Genomic DNA, 17,006 nt, shown 5'->3' with positions numbered 1-17,006 from the left:
GGGTGACTTCCGATGCACAGCAGTATGGCGATTGTGCCGAAAGTGAAGGAGTACTGCGCATGACAAATAACGTTCACTTTGCGCCAAAAATGGCGCACCTGGATGCGCCCATTAAGGTCGGTATTGTGGTGTTTGACGACATCATCCCGTTTCATCTTTCCGTTCCCTGTGCGGTGTTTGAGAAGGCGGAACGCGAAGATGGCCGAGCTTGCTACCAATTAATGATCTGTGCCACCCACGCCGGTCCGCTTCGCACCAACAGCGGTTTTTCGATTGTCGCGGAGCATGAACTGGCTATGCTGGCCGAAGCGGATATGGTGGTGGTGCCCAGCTGGAGCGATCCTGCCGTTGCGCCACCGCCCGCGTTGTTGCAGGCGTTACAGCAGGCTGCCCAGCGTGGGGCTCAGATTGTTGGCTTGTGTCTTGGCGCCTTTGTGCTCGGAGCCGCTGGCTTGCTGCATCAGCAGCGCGCCACGACACACTGGCGTTGGATGAGTGATTTTGAACGGCTTTACCCCGATGTGACGATTGACCGTGACGTGTTGTATATCGACGAAGGGCAGATTGTGACCTCGGCGGGCACTGCAGCGAGTATCGATCGCTGCCTGCATCTGGTGCGTGAACAGTGTGGAGTGGATGTGGCCAACAGTGTGGCGCGCATGCTGGTGGTACCGCCGCATCGGCAGGGCGGCCAGGCACAATATATTGAGCAGCCGGTCTATCACTCGGCGGGCAACGATCGATTTATGTCGGCGCTCAGTTGGGCCACCGAAAATTTGCAGCAGGCCCTCACGCTGGATCAGTTGGCGGAGAGAGCGTTGATGAGTCGTCGCAGTTTTACGCGCCGTTTTAACCAAACCACCGGCAGCTGTTTCAGTGATTGGTTAGTGAATCAGCGTCTGGCATTGGCGCAGCGATTTTTGGAAAAAACCGACCAGCCGATTGAGCTGATCGCAGAAAAAGCCGGATTCTCTTCGCCATTAATGTTAAGGCGACATTTTAAAAAGAATTTGAATACGTCTCCGTTACAATACCGGAAAACATTTCGTGGTCGGGTGTGAATTAATGGTTTGTAAATCAACCTATTGATAAGAATGCATTGAAAATAGGAGGGGTAAAATTATTCCCGGATCATTTTGACAGGCTATCTGATGAGAAGAATATTTCAGCGTGGCCAATGAGGGCTATTCTTAACAACGGATGGCGAACCATCCGTTGTTATGCAAATCCTGCAAAGAAAAATAGTGACGCGAATTATTAACGCATCACACAATCAATACGTGAGGGAAATTGACCTGAGCGCAGCGCTGGCGTTCTCACTTCTTTCATTTTCTCACTGCTGTTAAATCCATGCTTACGGCAAATCACGCATGGATCAGTGCTCTCTTTCGATTGCTGCTCGGCTTCGCTCCCCAGCTGACGCTTACGGCAGTAGAGTGGGGTGCAACCCATCACTTGCTTAAAGGAGCGAGTGAACGATTGCTGGCTTTCAAAATGGTATTTTACGGCCAGACTGATGATCGGTGCGTTGCTGTATTTCAGCTCGCTGACACAGCATGCCAGTTTCTTTTTACGGATATACCGTGCCAGCGTTTCATTATGATAGCGGGCAAATAATTTCTGCAAATACCATTTAGAATAACCCGATTTCACTGCGATATCATCAATGCTTAAGCGCTGATCCAGATTGTCCATAATCCATTTGGTCACCGAATCAATAACCCCTTCGTTGTATTTTTGCGGCATCTTTTTGATCCTCCATTAACTGGACATAGTGTAAAATAATTAATCTTTCCATACATCCGATTAACGTAAAGTTTTATAAGGAATTGGCTGTTTTATTATTTGTCATCAAGGCTGGTCTTGCTTTTAGTGAAATTAAGGCCGCTTTTGTTGAATCGATGTTGAATATTTAGCGTAATCACGCCCGTTATTTTTAACTCAAATTTTCCATCACTTTGCCGAGCTTAACAGTATGAGAAAACGTGGCGCTGGCACACCTCATCAATACGCACTGGCGATTAACGTGCCAGACTGATGGTTTTTTCATAGCTCAGGAGCAGTGCGCATGGCTTTTCGTTTCCCTCTAAAACAGTCACTTGCCGTGATTTTGACGGCGATGGCTGCGCTACCCACCACCTCCGCGTTAGCGGCCAATGTGTATGGCGAGCAGTTGGAAGGTTTTCAGTATCCCTATCCACTTGAACACTTTAATTTCTCCTCACAGCAGCAACCGCTGAGCATGGGGTACATGGATGTCAAACCCGCGCAGCAGGCTAATGGTCAAACGGTGGTATTACTGCACGGTAAGAATTTTTGTGGTGCAACCTGGGAAGACACCATCAAAGCGCTTAGCCAGGAGGGATATCGGGTGATTGCGCCGGACCAGATTGGCTTTTGCAGCTCGACGAAACCCGCCAATTACCAATACAGCTTCCAGCAACTGGCGCTGAATACCCATCAACTGTTAGCGCATCTTGGCGTTGCTAAGGCGGTGATTATCGGGCATTCAACCGGTGGCATGCTGGCGACGCGCTATGCGCTGATGTATCCACAGCAGACACAGAAGCTGGTGCTGGTGAACCCGATTGGACTGGAGGATTGGAAAGCCAAAGGCGCACCGTGGCGCTCGGTGGATCAGTGGTATCAGCGCGAACTGAAGCTCAGTGCGGCGGGTATTAAAAAGTATGAGCAGACGACTTACTACAGCGGTCAGTGGAAGCCGGAGTACGACAAGTGGGTGGATATGCTGGCAGGTCTCAACAGCGGGCCAGGCCACAAGAAGGTGGCGTGGAACTCTGCGCTCATTTACGACATGATTTTCACCCAGCCGGTCTATTACGAATTCAAAGACCTGAAAGTGCCGACAACGCTAATGATCGGAACCGCCGATACCACCGCGATTGGCAGCGATATTGCTCCCGCTGCGATCAACGCGCAGTTAGGTCATTACAATGTGTTGGGCAAACAGGTGACAAAGATGATTCCGGAGGCACATTTAATTGAGTTCCCAGGTATGGGACATGCGCCGCAGATGGAAGAGCCGCAGAAGTTTAATCAGACGCTGATTAGCGATCTGGCGCGTCCATTGTAAGATGCGGTGGCAAATGGGCGTGCTTATGCACGCCCTGGCATTACTGTGCCTGCTTTTTTTTGCCGTTTTTGGCTTCGTACATACGCGCATCGCTGCCTTCCAGCAGCTGTTCCAGCGACAGCGGATGGTCGGGATCAAACTCCACAATGCCTGATGAGAAGTGCAGTGCGTAGCGGCGGTCGAGATCCTGAGTTTGCTTTTGCAGGAAACGATCAAAGCGCGCCAAAACGCCCTCGGCATCGGCCTGCTGTAAGCCGTTAAACAGCACCACAAACTCATCACCGCCCAGGCGGGCAAAGATATCAGCGTGGCGGAAACTCACTTTCATCGCATCCGCAAAATCCATCAATGCACGATCCCCCTCGCGGTGGCCGAGCGTATCATTGATAGCTTTGAAACGGTCGAGGTCGAGGAAGGTCAAACTGGCCGGGAGTTGCCTGACTTCGCACTCATTCAGCGCGAGCTGTCCCAGCGTCATAAATCCGCGACGGTTGGTGATTTGTGTCAGTTCATCCGAGGTCGCTGTCTGGAACGCCACCAACTCTGCTTCGGCCATCGCGGCCAAATCGCGCAGCGTATTCATGTCATCCGCATTAAATTCGCGCGCATGGTGGTCGACGATACAGAGCGTGCCCACTTTGGCACCCGCTGGCGTACGCAGCGGACAACCCGCGTAAAAGCGCACGGGATTCTCTGAGGTTTTCACTAACGGATTATCGTGGAAACGCTCATCTTCAAGGGCGTTTTCGACCACCATCACATCGTCTTGCAGGACCGCGTGGCCACAGAACGACGTATTACGGGGTGCGGTCGCCGCGCTTTGGCCAGCGATAGATTTGAACCACTGGTGGTCCTCCTCCAGCAGGCTAACCAGCGCAACCGGCACGCCGAACAAACGACGAGCAAGGCGGGTTAAACGATCAAAACGCTCTTCTGCAGGCGTGTGCAGAATGTTGAGCGCACGTAACTGGGCCAGACGACGTGACTCGTCCGCAGGCAGTGCAGGTGCTTTCATCGCGTTACTCTTTCTTTTAAATTATTCGGGTACAACTTGACTGGTGCTTTGCTGCCATAACGGCATAAAGCGCTTAGCAACGGTTGCGATATCCATTGCTAAGCGTAACGATTTTCAGAGCACTTTTTGCTCGGCAAGATCAAGGGCAAAATAGCTGAAAATCAGGTCAGCACCGGCACGTTTAATCGCACCGAGGCTTTCCAGAACCACATTACGTTCGTCGATGGCACCCGCCTGCGCGGCGAATTTGATCATCGCGTATTCACCACTCACCTGGTACGCAGCCAGCGGCAGAGTAGTGCGTTCGCGGATATCACGCAGAATATCGAGGTAAGCACCCGCCGGTTTTACCATCAGTGAATCAGCCCCTTCGGCTTCATCAATCAGGGACTCGCGAATCGCTTCACGGCGGTTCATCGGATTCATCTGATAAGTTTTACGATCGCCTTTTAATGCCGTTCCTGCTGCTTCCCGGAACGGACCGTAGAATGAAGAAGCGAACTTGGTGGAGTAAGACATGATGGCCGTATCGGTGAAGCCTGCGGCATCCAGCGCCTGACGAATGGCTTTCACCTGGCCATCCATTGCCGCTGAAGGGGCGATAAAATCCGCACCGGCTTGCGCGGCGACCACGGCTTGTTTGCCGAGGTTAATTAATGTCTGGTCGTTATCCACGCCGTGATCGCACAGCACGCCACAGTGGCCGTGGCTGGTGTATTCACAGAAGCAGGTATCGGACATCACGATCATTTCTGGCACGGTGTCTTTGCAGATACGCGACATACGCGCCACCAGGCCATTCTCATTCCATGCATCGCTGCCGGTTGCGTCCGTGTGATGCGAGATACCGAAGGTCATCACAGAGCGAATACCGGCTTTGGCGATACGCTCAATCTCATAGGCGAGACGTTTCTCAGGAATACGCATCACACCCGGCATGGCGTTAATCGGCACGTAATCGTCCACGCCTTCTTCAACGAAGATTGGCAGGGCCAGATCGCTCAGACGAAGGTGGGATTCCTGGAACATTTCACGCATTGATGCGCTTTTGCGCAGTCTTCTTGGACGTTGGAGAAGATTGAATTCAGACATGTTCGTACAACTTTTGCTGGTGAAAAAAGTGACAATAGTTTACCCCTTTTCGCCAGCGGGGATGAAGGATTGTGTGCGGAAACGAAAACTCCCGCCGGGCGGCGGGAGTGGGGAAGATTACTCGTTGATGTCCGGGTGCTGCTGCACCAGGTTTTTACGTTTCGCCTCGAGCTTAGCGATCTCTTCATCAATATCTTCGATTTTCTGCTCAATGTTGTCGTGATGCTCCTGCAGGATTTCACGCGCTTCTTCAATATCCGACGCCGCCGGTGTGGCACCGCGCAGCGGCTTGTTGGCGGTCTCTTTCATATAGATACCCGTGATCAAACCAATCACCGCGACCACCATCAGATAATAAGCCGGCATATACAGATTGTTGGTTGTTTCAACCAACCACGCGGCGAAGGTCGGGGTTAAACCGGCAATCAGTACCGAGATATTGAAGGCACTGGCCAGCGCACTGTAACGAATGTGCGTTGGGAACATCGCCGGCAGCGACGAAGCCATCACGCCGGTAAAGGCGTTAAGGATCACCGCCAGCAGCAGCAGACCCGCAAAAATCAGCCCCAGCACGCCGCTGTTAATCAACATAAAGGCCGGAATCGAGAAGGCGAACAGCGCGATACTGCCGATGATGATAAACGGGCGACGGCCAAAGCGGTCACTCAGCATGCCCATCACCGGCTGCACAAACAGCATACCCATCATGATGGCGATAATGATCAGCACGCCGTGATCTTCCGAGTAGTGCAGGTTATGCGACAGGTAGCTCGGCATGTAGGTCAGCAACATGTAGTAGGTCACGTTGGTGGCAATCACCAGACCGATACAGGCCAGCAGACTTTTCCAGTGCTTGGTGGCAATCTCTTTGAAGGATACTTTCGGGCCGTCACGCAGACCTTCACGATCGCCTTGTTCCAGCTTATCAACGTGCTGCTGGAACGCCGGTGTCTCTTCCAGCGCGTGACGCAGATACAGACCGATGATCCCTAACGGTAGCGCGAGGAAGAACGGCAGACGCCAGCCCCACTCCAGGAATTTCGCTTCACCGATGACGGTGGAAATCAGCACCACGACGCCCGCACCCAGCACGAAGCCGGCTATGGAGCCGAAGTCGAGCCAGCTGCCCATAAAGCCACGCTTACGGTCCGGCGAATATTCCGCGACAAAGATCGAGGCACCGGTATATTCACCGCCCACCGAGAAGCCCTGCGCCATTTTCGCCAGCAGCAGCAGAATCGGTGCCCAGATGCCGATGGTGGCATAAGAGGGGATCAGGCCGATACAGAAGGTACTGATCGACATGATGACAATGGTGATTGAGAGGATTTTCTGACGACCGTATTTGTCGCCGAGCATACCGAAGAATAGTCCACCCAGTGGGCGAATCAGGAAGGGAACCGAGAAGGTACCCAGTGCAGCAATCATCTGCACGCTTGGCGACGCATCCGGGAAGAACACCTTACCCAGCGCATACGCCACAAAGCCATAAACACCGAAATCAAACCACTCCATCGCGTTGCCCAGAGACGCAGCGGTAATGGCTTTACGTAAACGGGCGTCATCGATAATCGTGACGTCATCCAGCCCGATAGGTTTTACACGCTTCCTACGTAGTTTCATGTTGTAACCCTGTATTGGAATTCGAAAAATCCTCAACGCTGCAGACTACATTTTGTGGCCAGTCCACGGCGTTGAGAAGATTTAAGCATAGCCGTGAAAGAGGACTTTATCCGGCGTAGCAACGGTAATAATTAGGGGCGAAATGATTACGTCCCGCGACAGAGTATACCGATTTTGTGTGATATTTGTCATGTTTCAGCCAGCAACTGGCTATTTTTTGGCTAAAACTCTGGCGGAATGAGGGGGGAAACGCAGCTTATAAAATCCTGGTTATCGCGCGTCAGGCCGCGTAATGCGTGCGTTTCAGCCAGGAATGCATCAAAAAGGTGGCAAAGGGTGTCATTTATTTTTTTTCTGAAAAAAACGCGGAGAAAATTTTGATGATTATCAGCGATATCAACTGCGCATCGCTGATTGATTAATCCATTGTTCTGACAAGTGGCGGCTTGATTGCTATACCTGATTGTTGCGCAAATAAATAAGAAATTCTTATCATTAAGCGAAGCGGTAAGCTTTGCTTGCCAGCCTGTCATCATTCGGTAATACTCTGCCGCCTGGCTCAGGTGGAGTGTTCATGTCGAGAAAAAACGCCCGATTGTTTGAGAATCCCTGGCTGTCGCAAATTGACAGTGTAGAAAGGAATCTTATCAATTATGCGCCTGATGCACGGCGAACGTTCACCGATCCTGTGGCACCGATTGGCTGGATTGACTGCGGTGAACGTGCCGATGCCCAATTGGCATTACTGGCCCAACAACCTGATGAACTGCTGAAACGCCTGAAAACCTGGCGGCAGGCGGGATTGCTCACCAGCCAGGCGGCCGAGAGTTTGCGGCAACTGCAACGCCTGACGCAAACCAGCATCGCGCGTAATCAACCCATTACCCAGCTTGATGAGTATCAGCAGTTGGTAGGACAGCTGACGCCGACCTTAGAACGTATTAACCAGCGCCTGAATGGCCAGCGCCCGCCAGTCACGCTGGCGGATGACACACTGGAAGTGGCGCTGCGTATCGCCGAAAAACGCCGTCGCTCAGAGTAGCGATCGCAGTGGTGCGCCGCTTATCCATCCCTGAATATCTTCCACTGCCTGCGTGAAGTAGGTGCGGTAATTGCTGTCGGCGACATAGCCAAGGTGCGGCGTGGCCAGCACATTGGGCAGATGGCGCAACGGGTGGTCAGCAGGTAGCGGTTCCTGTTCGAACACATCGATTCCGGCCCCAGCCAATTGACCGGATTGCAGCGCGGCAATCATCGCTTGCTGGTCGACAAGTGCGGCGCGTGAGGTGTTGATCAACAGCGCGCCTGGCTTCATCTGCGCCAGTGCAGCGTGGTCGATCACGTGTCGCGAGCGCTCGCTGAGCACCAGGTGCACCGAGACAAAATCGCTCGCTTGCATCAAGGCGTGCAGCGAAGGCATCCGTTCTGCGCCACATTCGGTCGCGCGTGAGTCGGTGAGATTTTGACTCCATGCGCAAACGCGCATCCCAAAGGCCTGCGCCACTTTGGCCATCTCGCCACCGATTTTACCCAGCCCCACTAAGCCCAACGTTTTGCCCTGCAAACCGAGCCCCAGCGTTTGCTGCCACGGCCCGTTATTGCGCATTGCCTGATTTTCTAACCTGATGTGGCGTGCCAGCCCAATCAGCAAACCCCAGGTGAGCTCCATCGGTGCAGCGCTGCTGCTGGCGGTGCCGCACACGGCGATATAGCGCTCGGCACAGGCGTGCAGATCAATCGAGGCATTACGCATGCCGGAGGTGACCACCAGTTTCAGGTTAGGCAAGCGACCAATCAGTTCGGCCGTGAGCGGTGTGCGCTCGCGCATAACAACGAGGATATCGGCGTGTTCGATATGGCGCACCCGCTCATCTTCATTGTCAAAATGCTGGGTTAGTGCGGTGGTGTGTACGGTTGGTTGCAGCGATGCCCAATCGGCCAGCGACAGGGCAACGTTTTGGTAATCATTAAGAATGACGCAATTCAGGCTCATGGGATTCCTCAACGAGAAGTGGCTGACGCCCTTGCTCATTGAGCCAGGCGCGAAGCCGGTCATTATCCATCGGACGGGCATAATAGTAGCCCTGAATGTAGACAACGCCACGTTGCTTCAGGTAGTCGAACTGCAACGAGGTCTCCACACCTTCACCGAGCACATCCAGCTTGAGTTTGTGGCACAGATTTATGATGGCATCCAGCACCGGCGTTTCTACCTCAAGACCTTCAATGGCGTTAATAAAGCCGCGATCGATTTTCAGGTAATCCAGCGGGAAGGTCAGCAGATAAGAGAGTGAGCAGTGGCCGGTACCAAAGTCATCAATCGCCACTTTCATGCCGTGTGACTGCAGGTAGCGGAGTTTACGCGCCACCAGTTCGCCGTCATCAATCAGGCTGCGCTCAGTGAGCTCCAGCGTCACCACCATCTGCTTGTCTTTAATGCGGCGGGCAAAGCGCTGAATGTCCTGCACGAAATCGGCATGTTGCAAGTGTTCTGCTGCCACGTTCAGGCCAATATGGAAACCGGGCTCAACCTGCCAGCCCTGAATATCTTCCGCCATCAGATCCAGCAAATGCTGGGTCAGCTGCACAATGATCCCTTCAGATTCGGCGTGGCTGATAAAGATATCCGGACGGATCATCTCACCATTCGGCAATTGCCAGCGCAACAGGGCTTCCGCGCCTTTGCAGCGCTCGATTTCCGTGCTGTAAACCGGCTGGTAATGGACCGAGAATTGACGGCTTCGCATCGCGCGGCGGATTTCATCGGCCCACGAAATGCGGCGGCGCAGCCAGTTGGCGGTCAATACCATCAGCAGGATAGAAAAAATCGCCGCCATCGGCAGGAAGATAAACAGCGCCTGACGCCAGGCTTTCAGCAACTCGGAGGCAGGCACGGTGACATTCACGCTAATGGGGTAGCGGCCGGATTCGGCCTGATAAGGCTCACTTTTCAGATACAGTTCGGGTTCGATATCGGCCGGGCCGCTGGTAATGGGTGCACCGCCGCTAAAGCGCATGCTCATCTGATAGCCACGCGATTCGCCAATCGCGTGCATAAAGTCCATCAGATACTGACCATCAATCACCGCCCAGAAGCCGGTGCTATCTGGCAGTTGACGCACAAACACCACGGCGGGCCGATTGGGCACGCCGTAAGTGCCACGAATGGAGAGGCTCCACCAGGCTTTACCCGTGATCGGCGGTGGTTGCATCATCATCTGGGTCAGGGTGCCATGCACCAAACCAAACGCTGATGAGCAGCTGATGTTCTCGCCACTCAGCAGACCGACGGAACGGAAATAGGCGTTGAGGGTGCCAGCGCGCTGCAGTTGATCCTCGATCTTCGCACAAGGCTGATAATGGTACTGACGCAGCTGGGTGATCATATCCCAGGCGTTATCACTCATTTTTTCGGCTTGAGTGAGTAAGGAGTCAGCGGTGGAGATCTGCTGCTGGCTCACCGTGTGCCGCGCTTCAATGGCCGTACAAAGGATGCCCAGTACCAGTGGTAATAACCCGGCACAGACAATTAACAGCCAGCCAAAATCGCGATTTTTTCTTTGCGGTGGCACCTGACTTTCCTCGGTCATTTTAAGCAGCAGATGAGGGCTAAGCTGCGGCGTCAGCAGCATAACACTTCCAGGGGCCGTGCATATTAGCGTTTTGATTTTGCTCTGGGCTGACTCAGGTCAAATATCGGCGTCGCTTTGCGTTAATTGACAATGTTTTGCCGTTATTGGCATTTCCCAGCGGGAAAAGCGCTGTGCCACGATGATGGGAAAGCATATTGACCTGAAATGAGGAGCGAAAATGAGCACTGAAACCCTGGATGTGGCTTCCCTGCGCCAACGCATCAGCGAAGGCGAATGGCAGGCGCGTGTGAAGCTGGCGCAGGCCTATCACCTGGCGGCCAGGCTGCGCTGGACCGACCATATCTACACCCACTTTTCTCTGCGTGTGCCGGGCGATCAGCCCCTTTTTCTGATTAACGCTTTCGGTCAAACCTTCGATGAAATCTCGGCGGAGACGCTGGTGAAAATTGATATTGACGGAAACATCATTGATGACCCGACGGGGCTGGGGATTAACCACGCGGGATTTGTGATTCACAGCGCAATTCACCGTGCACGTCCGGATGCGCATGCCGTGCTGCATACGCATACGGCGGCGGGCATTGGTGTCTCTGCGCAGCGCAACGGGTTGCTGATGATTTCGCAGCACAGCACGCGCTTCCACCATCGTCTTGGCTATCACGATTACGAAGGCATTGCGCTGGATCTTGATGAGCAGCAACGCATTGTGGCCGATCTCGGCGATCTTAATGCGCTAATCCTGCGCAATCACGGCCTGCTGACCTGCGGCGGCAGTATTGAAGAAGCGTTCTATAACCTTTACTACCTGGAGCGTGCTTGCCAGGCGCAACTAGCGGCTCAGTCGGGCGGTGCGGATTTGATCATCCTGCCTGATGAGGTATCCGAGAAAGCGGCGCAAGCCTTCGACAACAGCATCCGTAACCACAAATATCAGCTGCACTGGGATGCCTACATCCGCCAGCTCAACCGCAACGCACTCTGAGAATCCCTTATGAAATGGCTGAAACCGGTAGTGTCGACGCTGTTGCTGTGCGCGGCGTTTAGTAGTCAGGCGGCACCTGATTTGAGCAAAGTCACTCTGGTGCTGGGCGATCAGGCGCGCAATTTGCGTTCGCTGATTGAGGCCGCCGATGTCATGAAAGATGCGCCCTATCAATATCGCTGGGCGAATTTCCAGGGGGCGGCACCGCTGTTTGAAGCACAGCGTGCGGGGGCGGTCGATACCTCCTACGCCGGAGATTTGCCGGTATTGATGGCGGCGTCCGGTGGCGTACCGTTGAAGATCATCGCCACCAACGTCGGCGATGCCGGTTCGAACGGATTGATCGTTCCGGCGGATTCGCCAATCCACAGCGTAAAAGATCTGGCCGGAAAAGAAGTGGTGGTTTCATCGGCGCGCGGCAGCATTTCGCAGCATCTGTTGTATGAAGCGCTGGAAGAAGCGCAGGTCAAACGCGATACGGTGCCGGTGCGGTTTGTTTTGCCAACCGATGCCAGTGCAGCGTTTAATTCCGGGCAGATTGCCGCCTGGGCCACGTTTGATCCCTATCTGGGGATTGCTGAACAGCACGGTGCACGCCTGCTGCGCGATGGCAAAGGGTTAACCACGGCACTGTCGTTTGTCACTGCCACGCAGAGTTCGCTGGACGATCCCGCTAAGCGGGCGGCGATTGTCGATTTCACCCATCGTTTAGCCAAAGCCCGCGAATGGGCACTGGAGCACCCGCAGCAGTACAACGCAGTCTATGCCCAGTTAACACGTCTCTCGCCGGAAGATGCGCAGAAGATTACGCCGCGCATTTCACACGGCGTTCGGGGTGTAACGGCAGAAGATGTGGCGAAAGTGCAGAAGGTGTCAAATCTGTTTAGCGAGCTGAAGATTTTGCCGAACAAAGTCGATGTGCAGGCGATTACCGATAACAGCGTGTTTACAGAATAATCGCCAATCCGGCGCGATAATCGCGCCGTTACACTTATGTGCACATCAACCTGCGCGAAGCCTCTCGCCGCGACGCTGATGTGCACATGCTGTAGCGGCGCAAACCCCTGGCTATTAACGCGGACGCGATCCCGGCCGCCCATTGCCTAACATTATCGCCAGTCGGCTGCCACCCGGCGTGGTCTCCATCAATATCTTAGTGACGCTGGTCAGTGGTACTGACAGCAGCATGCCCACCGGCCCCAACAGCCAGCCCCAGAATATCAGCGACAGAAACACCACCAGCGTCGAGAGCCCCAATCCGCGCCCCATCAGCTTTGGCTCCAGCATATTGCCAAACACCATATGAATCGCACTGAACAGCGCGACCACGAACAGCGCATCGTAGACGCCATTTAACACCAGAGCCTGAATAAACGGCGGGATGCCGGCGATGATGGGGCCGATATTGGGCACGAAGTTGAGGATAAACGCCACCACGCCCCAGAACAGCGCGAATTTCACGCCGATCAATTCCAGCACCAGCCATACCGCGAGCCCGGTGATGACGCTGACCAGGGTCTTTAGCGCCAGGTAGTGGGTCACGCCTTTGAATGCGCGGTGTAACCCCGCAATGCGGATTTGCGGATTGATCATCGCGTTGCGCATTTTGTAGGGCAGATGGCGCACTTCGAACAGCATAAACACCACGGTGAGGATCAGCAGCAGCACGTTGGTCATGGCACCGGAAAACTGTTTCAGCAGCGTGGTGGCCAGATCCATCATCACATTCGGGTCGAGCCGGGCAGCTAAGGCTTCCGTTGAGACATTGATATGAAAGCGAGCGGCAAAGTGCTGCACCACGCCGAGCTTTTGTTCCAGCATGCTGCGGATTTGCGGATAGGTGTCGCTGAAGTCACTGGCCGAACTGGCCATCACGCCAACCAACAACAGGATGACGATAAATATCACGCTGATCACCGCAGTGATGGCCAGACCACGTGGCACGCCTCGACGCATCAGCAGGGTGACCAGTGGATTCAGCACAATCGCCAGAAAGCTGGCGAGCAGGAAGGGCACCAGAATTTCTGACGCAGCACGGATGCCCGCCAGAATAATCACCAGCATCGCCATTTTGACCAGCATGTTCTGGCCAATTTTTTCCTGGGGCAGGTTGTTCATTTACTCTCCTGAGTCATCAATGGCTCAGGAGAGTGTAGTTGAACGAAAGTAAGTGATTGTTTATTTAGGAATAAGCGAAACGTCAGTGTGTTATTTCCCCTGACGTTGCATTAGCGCTGTGGCGCCCAGCATCAGGGTGAGGCTGGCAAGCAGTGTCACGGTGGCCATCGCCATCCCTTGCCCCACGGAACCTTGCTCGAACTGACGCCAGATAAAAATCGCCACGGTTTGCGTCCCGGCGGGTGCCAGCAGCAGCGAGGTCACCAGTTCGCGTGATGCCACGGCAAACACCATCATCATCGCGGCCAGCAGACTCGGTGCGACCAGCGGCAGGACGATCAGGCGCAGCGCCTGTAAGCGTGACGCGCCGTGCACGCGCGCCGCCGGTTCCAGCGTGGGGGCCAGTTGGCGTAGCGCACTGCTGACATAGCGTACCGGCCACGGCAGGAGCAGGCAGCTGTAGGAAAGCAGCAGAATAAACATTGTGTTGTAAGGGGAAACCGGCCAGAAGCCGCGGTTCCACAGCAGAATCAACCCGACGCCGACCACCACGCCGGGCATGGCGGCAGGCAGCAGCGCCAGGCCATCCATCATCGCCAGCAGGCGCGTTTTTCCTTCTGACATGCACCAGGCAATCAGGAAACCGAGCAGCCCAGTAAGCAGTGCTGCGCCCAGCGCCAGCCCAATGCTGGTGGAGAAGGCCGCTAACGCATCCCCTTGCTGACTAAATAGCGCGCCGAAGTGGCGCAGCGTCAGGTTATCCAGATGCAGGCCGCCGGAAAGGGTATTCAGTAATCCACTCAGCGTCATTGCGCCCAGCGGCAGTACCACGGCGAGTAAAACGGTGAGGATAAACGGCAGCAACATCAGCGGCAGCCAGCGCCCGCCCTCGGCAAGCTCCTGCACCACCGGTTTGCCGTTAACGGCCGTGACATCGCTGCTGCCGGTCAGTTTGCGTTGCAGGAACCAGGCGGTGAGCGCCACCAGGCTCAGCATCAACGAGAGCGATGCCGCGCCCGGTAAATCGATTGGCCAGTCCGCCAGTTTGGTTTCGATACCGACCGTCATCAACGTCAGATGCGCCTGAGTGCCGAGCGCCGCAGGCACGCCGTACTCTTCAATCGCCAGCGTGAATGCCAGCAGCACGCCACCGGCTAACGCTGGCAGTGTCAGCGGCAATGTGATCTGGGCAAAAGCGCGCCAGGCTGATGCGCCGTGCACGCGAGCCACCCAGGCGAGGCGTTGACCGCTCGCCATCAATGAACGCGATACCGCAAAGTAGACCACCGGGAAGATATTCAGCGTCATCACCAGCGTCATGCCGGTGCTGCTAAACAGCAGGCTATCAAGGTTGAAGCCAGTGAGTTGTTGCAGATAGCCGTTGCGTTGCAGTGCCAGCGTCCATGACAGCGCCACGATATAGGGCGGGGTGAGGAAGGGGATCAGAAACAGCAGATCCCACATTGCCGCCCCCGGCAGACGGAACAGGCCGCGCAGTGCGCCGAGCGGTAAGCCCAGCAGCAAACTGCACAGCGCCACGCCGCCGCCGATTTTCAGCGTGCCCAGCCACATCGGAACCAGCTGGGGATCTTCAAACAGCGCCGGTAACGCGCTGAAAGCCCCACTCCAGTTCCCCTCGCCAAGCTGTGGAAACAGCGCCTGCAGCACGATAAACAGCAGCGGCAGTGCCACCAGCAGCATCAGCGCCAGCAGAATCAATCCATTCAGGGCACGCGACATCATTTACTGTCCGAACAGAGCGCCAAAGTGCTTCAGCACCGCCGAGCGCTCGCTGCTGCCATCGCTATTGGCGGGCAGCAATTTGATCTCGGTGAACAGCGGACGCTGCGCTTTGATATCGGTACGCGCCGGCATCAGCCAGGCCTTCGCGACCTGCTCCTGGCCTTCATCCGACAGCACATAATCGACGAACTTCTTCGCATCATCGGCATGTTGGCTGCTTTTCAGAATCATCATCGGACGCGGAGCCACCACGGTGCCGTTTTCCGGGAAGATCACTTTGACGCTTTCACCCTGCGCAATGTTGTTATAGGTGACGTAATCCACTGCACCAAACACCGCCGCTTTCGCACCCTGCAATACTGGCGTCACCGCCTGGGCATTCGGGCCGCTCATCACCATGCCGTTGGCTTTTAACTGGTCAAACAGCTGCCAGGCTTTTTCACCTTCGCTATTTTGCAGGCCAATCAGCAGATCGAGTGAAGCACCAGAGAGTGCCGGATCGGGGGTGGTGACTTTGTCTTTAAACGCGGATGCAGTCAGATCCTGCCAGGTTTTTGGCTCTGGCGTGCCGCTCTTGGTGTTCCACACGATGCCGAGCGCGGAAATGCCCTGTGCCACGTAGTTGGCCGTTTTGAACTGATCCGGCACTTTAGCGGCATTGGCGCTTTCGTACGGCAACAGCCAGCCACGATGTTGCAGATCTTCAGCGGTATCCCATGAGGCAGAGATCAGCACATCGGCTTGCGGATTAGCCTGTTCGGCTTCCAGACGCGCCATCACTTTGCCGGTGGTGGCCTGGAAGATATTCACTTTAATACCGGTTTGCTTTTCGAATCCGGTGGCCAGACTTTTTGATAGCGAACCCGGACCGGCGGTGTACACCGTCAGTGCCTGGGCATCGTTGATCATCATAGCGGAGGTCAAAATCATCGCGCTGATGGCTCCTGTTTTAACTGACTTGAGAGATGGCATTGCGGTCCCCTGAGAGGTGAGTAACGGAAACAATCTGGCCCTGTGCCAGGTGAATAATGCGGTCGGCGAGCGTGTTGGCTTCCTCGCGGTCATGCGTGACATAAACAGCGGTAATGCCCGCGCTGCGCAGTAAATCCGCCATGGTGTGCACCAGGGTTTCACGCAGGTCGCGGTCAAGATTGGAGAGCGGTTCGTCGAACAACAAAATCGCCGGTTTAGCGACCAAAGCGCGGGCGAGGGCGACGCGCTGCTGCTGTCCGCCAGAGAGCAACGCCGGTTTGCGATCGCCAAAATCAGCCAGGCCGACCTGCGCCAGCGCCGCATCGGCCTGTTCACGTGCAGCCGCTTTTTTCACACCGCGCATGCGCAGCGGAAACGCCACGTTTTGTGCCACGGTCATATGCGGCCACAGAGCGTAATCCTGGAAAACCATGCCGAGGTTGCGCATCTCCGGCGCATCGCAATGACGCGCGGAGGCAGCGCAGCGATCGCCAATCCACAACTCGCCTGCTGTGGGTTGCAGCAGGCCCGCCAGCAGTTTCAGCAGCGTGCTTTTGCCACAGCCGCTCGGGCCGAGCAGCGCAAGGATTTCGCCTGCGGGAATCGTCAGGGAGAGATCGTGCAGAATCGTCAGGTTATTCACTGACCATCTGAGATTTTTCAGTTCGATAGGCACGGCATGCGTCACTGGCCACCTCCGGCAAAGGAGTGGCACTGCGGCACGCGCGCCTGACAGCAAATCAGGAGCAGCATCAGATTGTGTATCCTCTTTGG

The 17,006-nt window shown here is 55.1% G+C and carries 16 protein-coding genes; 5 read left to right on the top strand and 11 right to left on the bottom strand.

The window, feature by feature from the left end:
- The first annotated feature begins 59 nt into the window (after positions 1-59).
- Complete coding sequence (locus tag QMZ65_RS16715; protein ID WP_283216384.1) at positions 60-1,061, top strand: GlxA family transcriptional regulator; 1,002 nt, start codon at positions 60-62, stop codon at positions 1,059-1,061.
- A gap of 196 nt (positions 1,062-1,257) precedes the next feature.
- Here the strand turns inward: QMZ65_RS16715 and QMZ65_RS16710 are convergent, their stop codons facing one another.
- On the bottom strand, positions 1,258-1,746 hold the full coding sequence (locus QMZ65_RS16710; RefSeq protein ID WP_097119397.1) for a helix-turn-helix domain-containing protein: 489 nt from the start codon (positions 1,744-1,746) through the stop codon (positions 1,258-1,260).
- Between the two features lie 322 nt (positions 1,747-2,068).
- On the opposite strand from QMZ65_RS16710, the gene QMZ65_RS16705 reads away from it, so the two are divergent.
- Positions 2,069-3,094 (top strand): alpha/beta fold hydrolase, encoded by a 1,026-nt coding sequence (locus QMZ65_RS16705; protein ID WP_283216383.1) that lies wholly within the window; start codon positions 2,069-2,071, stop codon positions 3,092-3,094.
- A 40-nt stretch (positions 3,095-3,134) separates the two neighbouring features.
- On the opposite strand, the gene QMZ65_RS16700 is transcribed toward QMZ65_RS16705, so the two are convergent.
- The 4 genes from QMZ65_RS16700 to QMZ65_RS16685 all read right to left on the bottom strand — a co-directional run bounded on the left by QMZ65_RS16700 (position 3,135) and on the right by QMZ65_RS16685 (position 7,360).
- Positions 3,135-4,109, bottom strand: a complete 975-nt coding sequence (locus tag QMZ65_RS16700) for a GGDEF domain-containing protein (RefSeq protein ID WP_034819748.1) — start codon at positions 4,107-4,109, stop codon at positions 3,135-3,137.
- A 114-nt stretch (positions 4,110-4,223) separates the two neighbouring features.
- Positions 4,224-5,201: a porphobilinogen synthase gene (gene hemB / locus QMZ65_RS16695; RefSeq protein ID WP_034819746.1), complete on the bottom strand. Its 978-nt coding sequence runs from the start codon at positions 5,199-5,201 to the stop codon at positions 4,224-4,226.
- A 117-nt stretch (positions 5,202-5,318) separates the two neighbouring features.
- The gene (gene proP, locus QMZ65_RS16690; RefSeq protein ID WP_034819744.1) at positions 5,319-6,824 is read right to left on the bottom strand and encodes a glycine betaine/L-proline transporter ProP; all 1,506 of its coding nucleotides are present in this window, start codon (positions 6,822-6,824) and stop codon (positions 5,319-5,321) included.
- 221 nt (positions 6,825-7,045) lie between these two features.
- Positions 7,046-7,360: a hypothetical protein gene (locus tag QMZ65_RS16685; RefSeq protein ID WP_283216382.1), complete on the bottom strand. Its 315-nt coding sequence runs from the start codon at positions 7,358-7,360 to the stop codon at positions 7,046-7,048.
- A gap of 38 nt (positions 7,361-7,398) precedes the next feature.
- Between QMZ65_RS16685 and QMZ65_RS16680 the strand changes: the two genes are divergently transcribed.
- Positions 7,399-7,866, top strand: coding sequence for a hypothetical protein (locus tag QMZ65_RS16680; protein WP_034819738.1), 468 nt, complete (start codon positions 7,399-7,401; stop codon positions 7,864-7,866).
- On the opposite strand, the gene QMZ65_RS16675 is transcribed toward QMZ65_RS16680, so the two are convergent.
- On the bottom strand, positions 7,858-8,817 hold the full coding sequence (locus QMZ65_RS16675) for a D-2-hydroxyacid dehydrogenase family protein (RefSeq protein ID WP_283216381.1): 960 nt from the start codon (positions 8,815-8,817) through the stop codon (positions 7,858-7,860). The two genes, QMZ65_RS16680 and QMZ65_RS16675, sit on opposite strands and share 9 nt — an antisense overlap.
- A complete protein-coding gene (locus tag QMZ65_RS16670) occupies positions 8,792-10,396 on the bottom strand; it encodes an EAL domain-containing protein (protein WP_211729251.1) in 1,605 nt (534 codons plus the stop codon). The genes QMZ65_RS16675 and QMZ65_RS16670 overlap by 26 nt, the downstream gene beginning before the upstream one ends.
- 238 nt (positions 10,397-10,634) lie before the next feature.
- Here QMZ65_RS16670 and QMZ65_RS16665 point away from each other — a divergent pair, with 238 nt between their 5' ends.
- Together QMZ65_RS16665 and QMZ65_RS16660 are read left to right on the top strand one after the other, a co-directional pair.
- A complete protein-coding gene (locus QMZ65_RS16665; protein WP_283216380.1) occupies positions 10,635-11,399 on the top strand; it encodes a class II aldolase/adducin family protein in 765 nt (254 codons plus the stop codon).
- A gap of 9 nt (positions 11,400-11,408) precedes the next feature.
- Positions 11,409-12,356, top strand: coding sequence for an ABC transporter substrate-binding protein (locus QMZ65_RS16660; protein WP_283216379.1), 948 nt, complete (start codon positions 11,409-11,411; stop codon positions 12,354-12,356).
- A gap of 114 nt (positions 12,357-12,470) precedes the next feature.
- Here QMZ65_RS16660 and QMZ65_RS16655 read toward each other — a convergent pair whose 3' ends face one another.
- The 4 genes from QMZ65_RS16655 to QMZ65_RS16640 all read right to left on the bottom strand — a co-directional run bounded on the left by QMZ65_RS16655 (position 12,471) and on the right by QMZ65_RS16640 (position 16,920).
- Positions 12,471-13,517 carry an AI-2E family transporter gene (locus QMZ65_RS16655; RefSeq protein ID WP_097119391.1) on the bottom strand — a complete coding sequence of 349 codons (1,047 nt, stop codon included), beginning with the start codon at positions 13,515-13,517 and terminating at the stop codon, positions 12,471-12,473.
- 90 nt (positions 13,518-13,607) lie between these two features.
- On the bottom strand, positions 13,608-15,260 hold the full coding sequence (locus QMZ65_RS16650) for an ABC transporter permease (RefSeq protein WP_283216378.1): 1,653 nt from the start codon (positions 15,258-15,260) through the stop codon (positions 13,608-13,610).
- Entirely contained in the window at positions 15,261-16,232 is a 972-nt protein-coding gene (locus QMZ65_RS16645; RefSeq protein ID WP_283216377.1) for an ABC transporter substrate-binding protein, read from the bottom strand.
- A complete protein-coding gene (locus QMZ65_RS16640; protein WP_045814084.1) occupies positions 16,210-16,920 on the bottom strand; it encodes an ABC transporter ATP-binding protein in 711 nt (236 codons plus the stop codon). Before QMZ65_RS16640 ends, QMZ65_RS16645 begins: the two co-directional genes overlap by 23 nt.
- Between the last annotated feature and the right edge of the window lie 86 nt (positions 16,921-17,006).

The sequence above is a fragment of the Pantoea sp. EABMAA-21 genome, from assembly GCF_030053335.1.
GTDB lineage: Bacteria > Pseudomonadota > Gammaproteobacteria > Enterobacterales > Enterobacteriaceae > Pantoea > Pantoea communis.
The sequence above is the reverse complement of the archived record's forward strand: the minus strand, read 5'-3'. Positions and strand labels throughout refer to the sequence as shown.

Bases quoted from the DNA above. Each gene is read 5' to 3' on its own strand.
- QMZ65_RS16715 (WP_283216384.1), top strand. From the start codon at position 60: ATGACAAATAACGTTCACTTTGCGCCAAAAATGGCGCACCTGGATGCG.
- QMZ65_RS16710 (WP_097119397.1), bottom strand. From the start codon at position 1,746: ATGCCGCAAAAATACAACGAAGGGGTTATTGATTCGGTGACCAAATGG.
- QMZ65_RS16705 (WP_283216383.1), top strand. From the start codon at position 2,069: ATGGCTTTTCGTTTCCCTCTAAAACAGTCACTTGCCGTGATTTTGACG.
- QMZ65_RS16700 (WP_034819748.1), bottom strand. From the start codon at position 4,109: ATGAAAGCACCTGCACTGCCTGCGGACGAGTCACGTCGTCTGGCCCAG.
- hemB (WP_034819746.1), bottom strand. From the start codon at position 5,201: ATGTCTGAATTCAATCTTCTCCAACGTCCAAGAAGACTGCGCAAAAGC.
- proP (WP_034819744.1), bottom strand. From the start codon at position 6,824: ATGAAACTACGTAGGAAGCGTGTAAAACCTATCGGGCTGGATGACGTC.
- QMZ65_RS16685 (WP_283216382.1), bottom strand. From the start codon at position 7,360: ATGATGACAGGCTGGCAAGCAAAGCTTACCGCTTCGCTTAATGATAAG.
- QMZ65_RS16680 (WP_034819738.1), top strand. From the start codon at position 7,399: ATGTCGAGAAAAAACGCCCGATTGTTTGAGAATCCCTGGCTGTCGCAA.
- QMZ65_RS16675 (WP_283216381.1), bottom strand. From the start codon at position 8,817: ATGAGCCTGAATTGCGTCATTCTTAATGATTACCAAAACGTTGCCCTG.
- QMZ65_RS16665 (WP_283216380.1), top strand. From the start codon at position 10,635: ATGAGCACTGAAACCCTGGATGTGGCTTCCCTGCGCCAACGCATCAGC.
- QMZ65_RS16660 (WP_283216379.1), top strand. From the start codon at position 11,409: ATGAAATGGCTGAAACCGGTAGTGTCGACGCTGTTGCTGTGCGCGGCG.
- QMZ65_RS16655 (WP_097119391.1), bottom strand. From the start codon at position 13,517: ATGAACAACCTGCCCCAGGAAAAAATTGGCCAGAACATGCTGGTCAAA.
- QMZ65_RS16650 (WP_283216378.1), bottom strand. From the start codon at position 15,260: ATGATGTCGCGTGCCCTGAATGGATTGATTCTGCTGGCGCTGATGCTG.
- QMZ65_RS16645 (WP_283216377.1), bottom strand. From the start codon at position 16,232: ATGCCATCTCTCAAGTCAGTTAAAACAGGAGCCATCAGCGCGATGATT.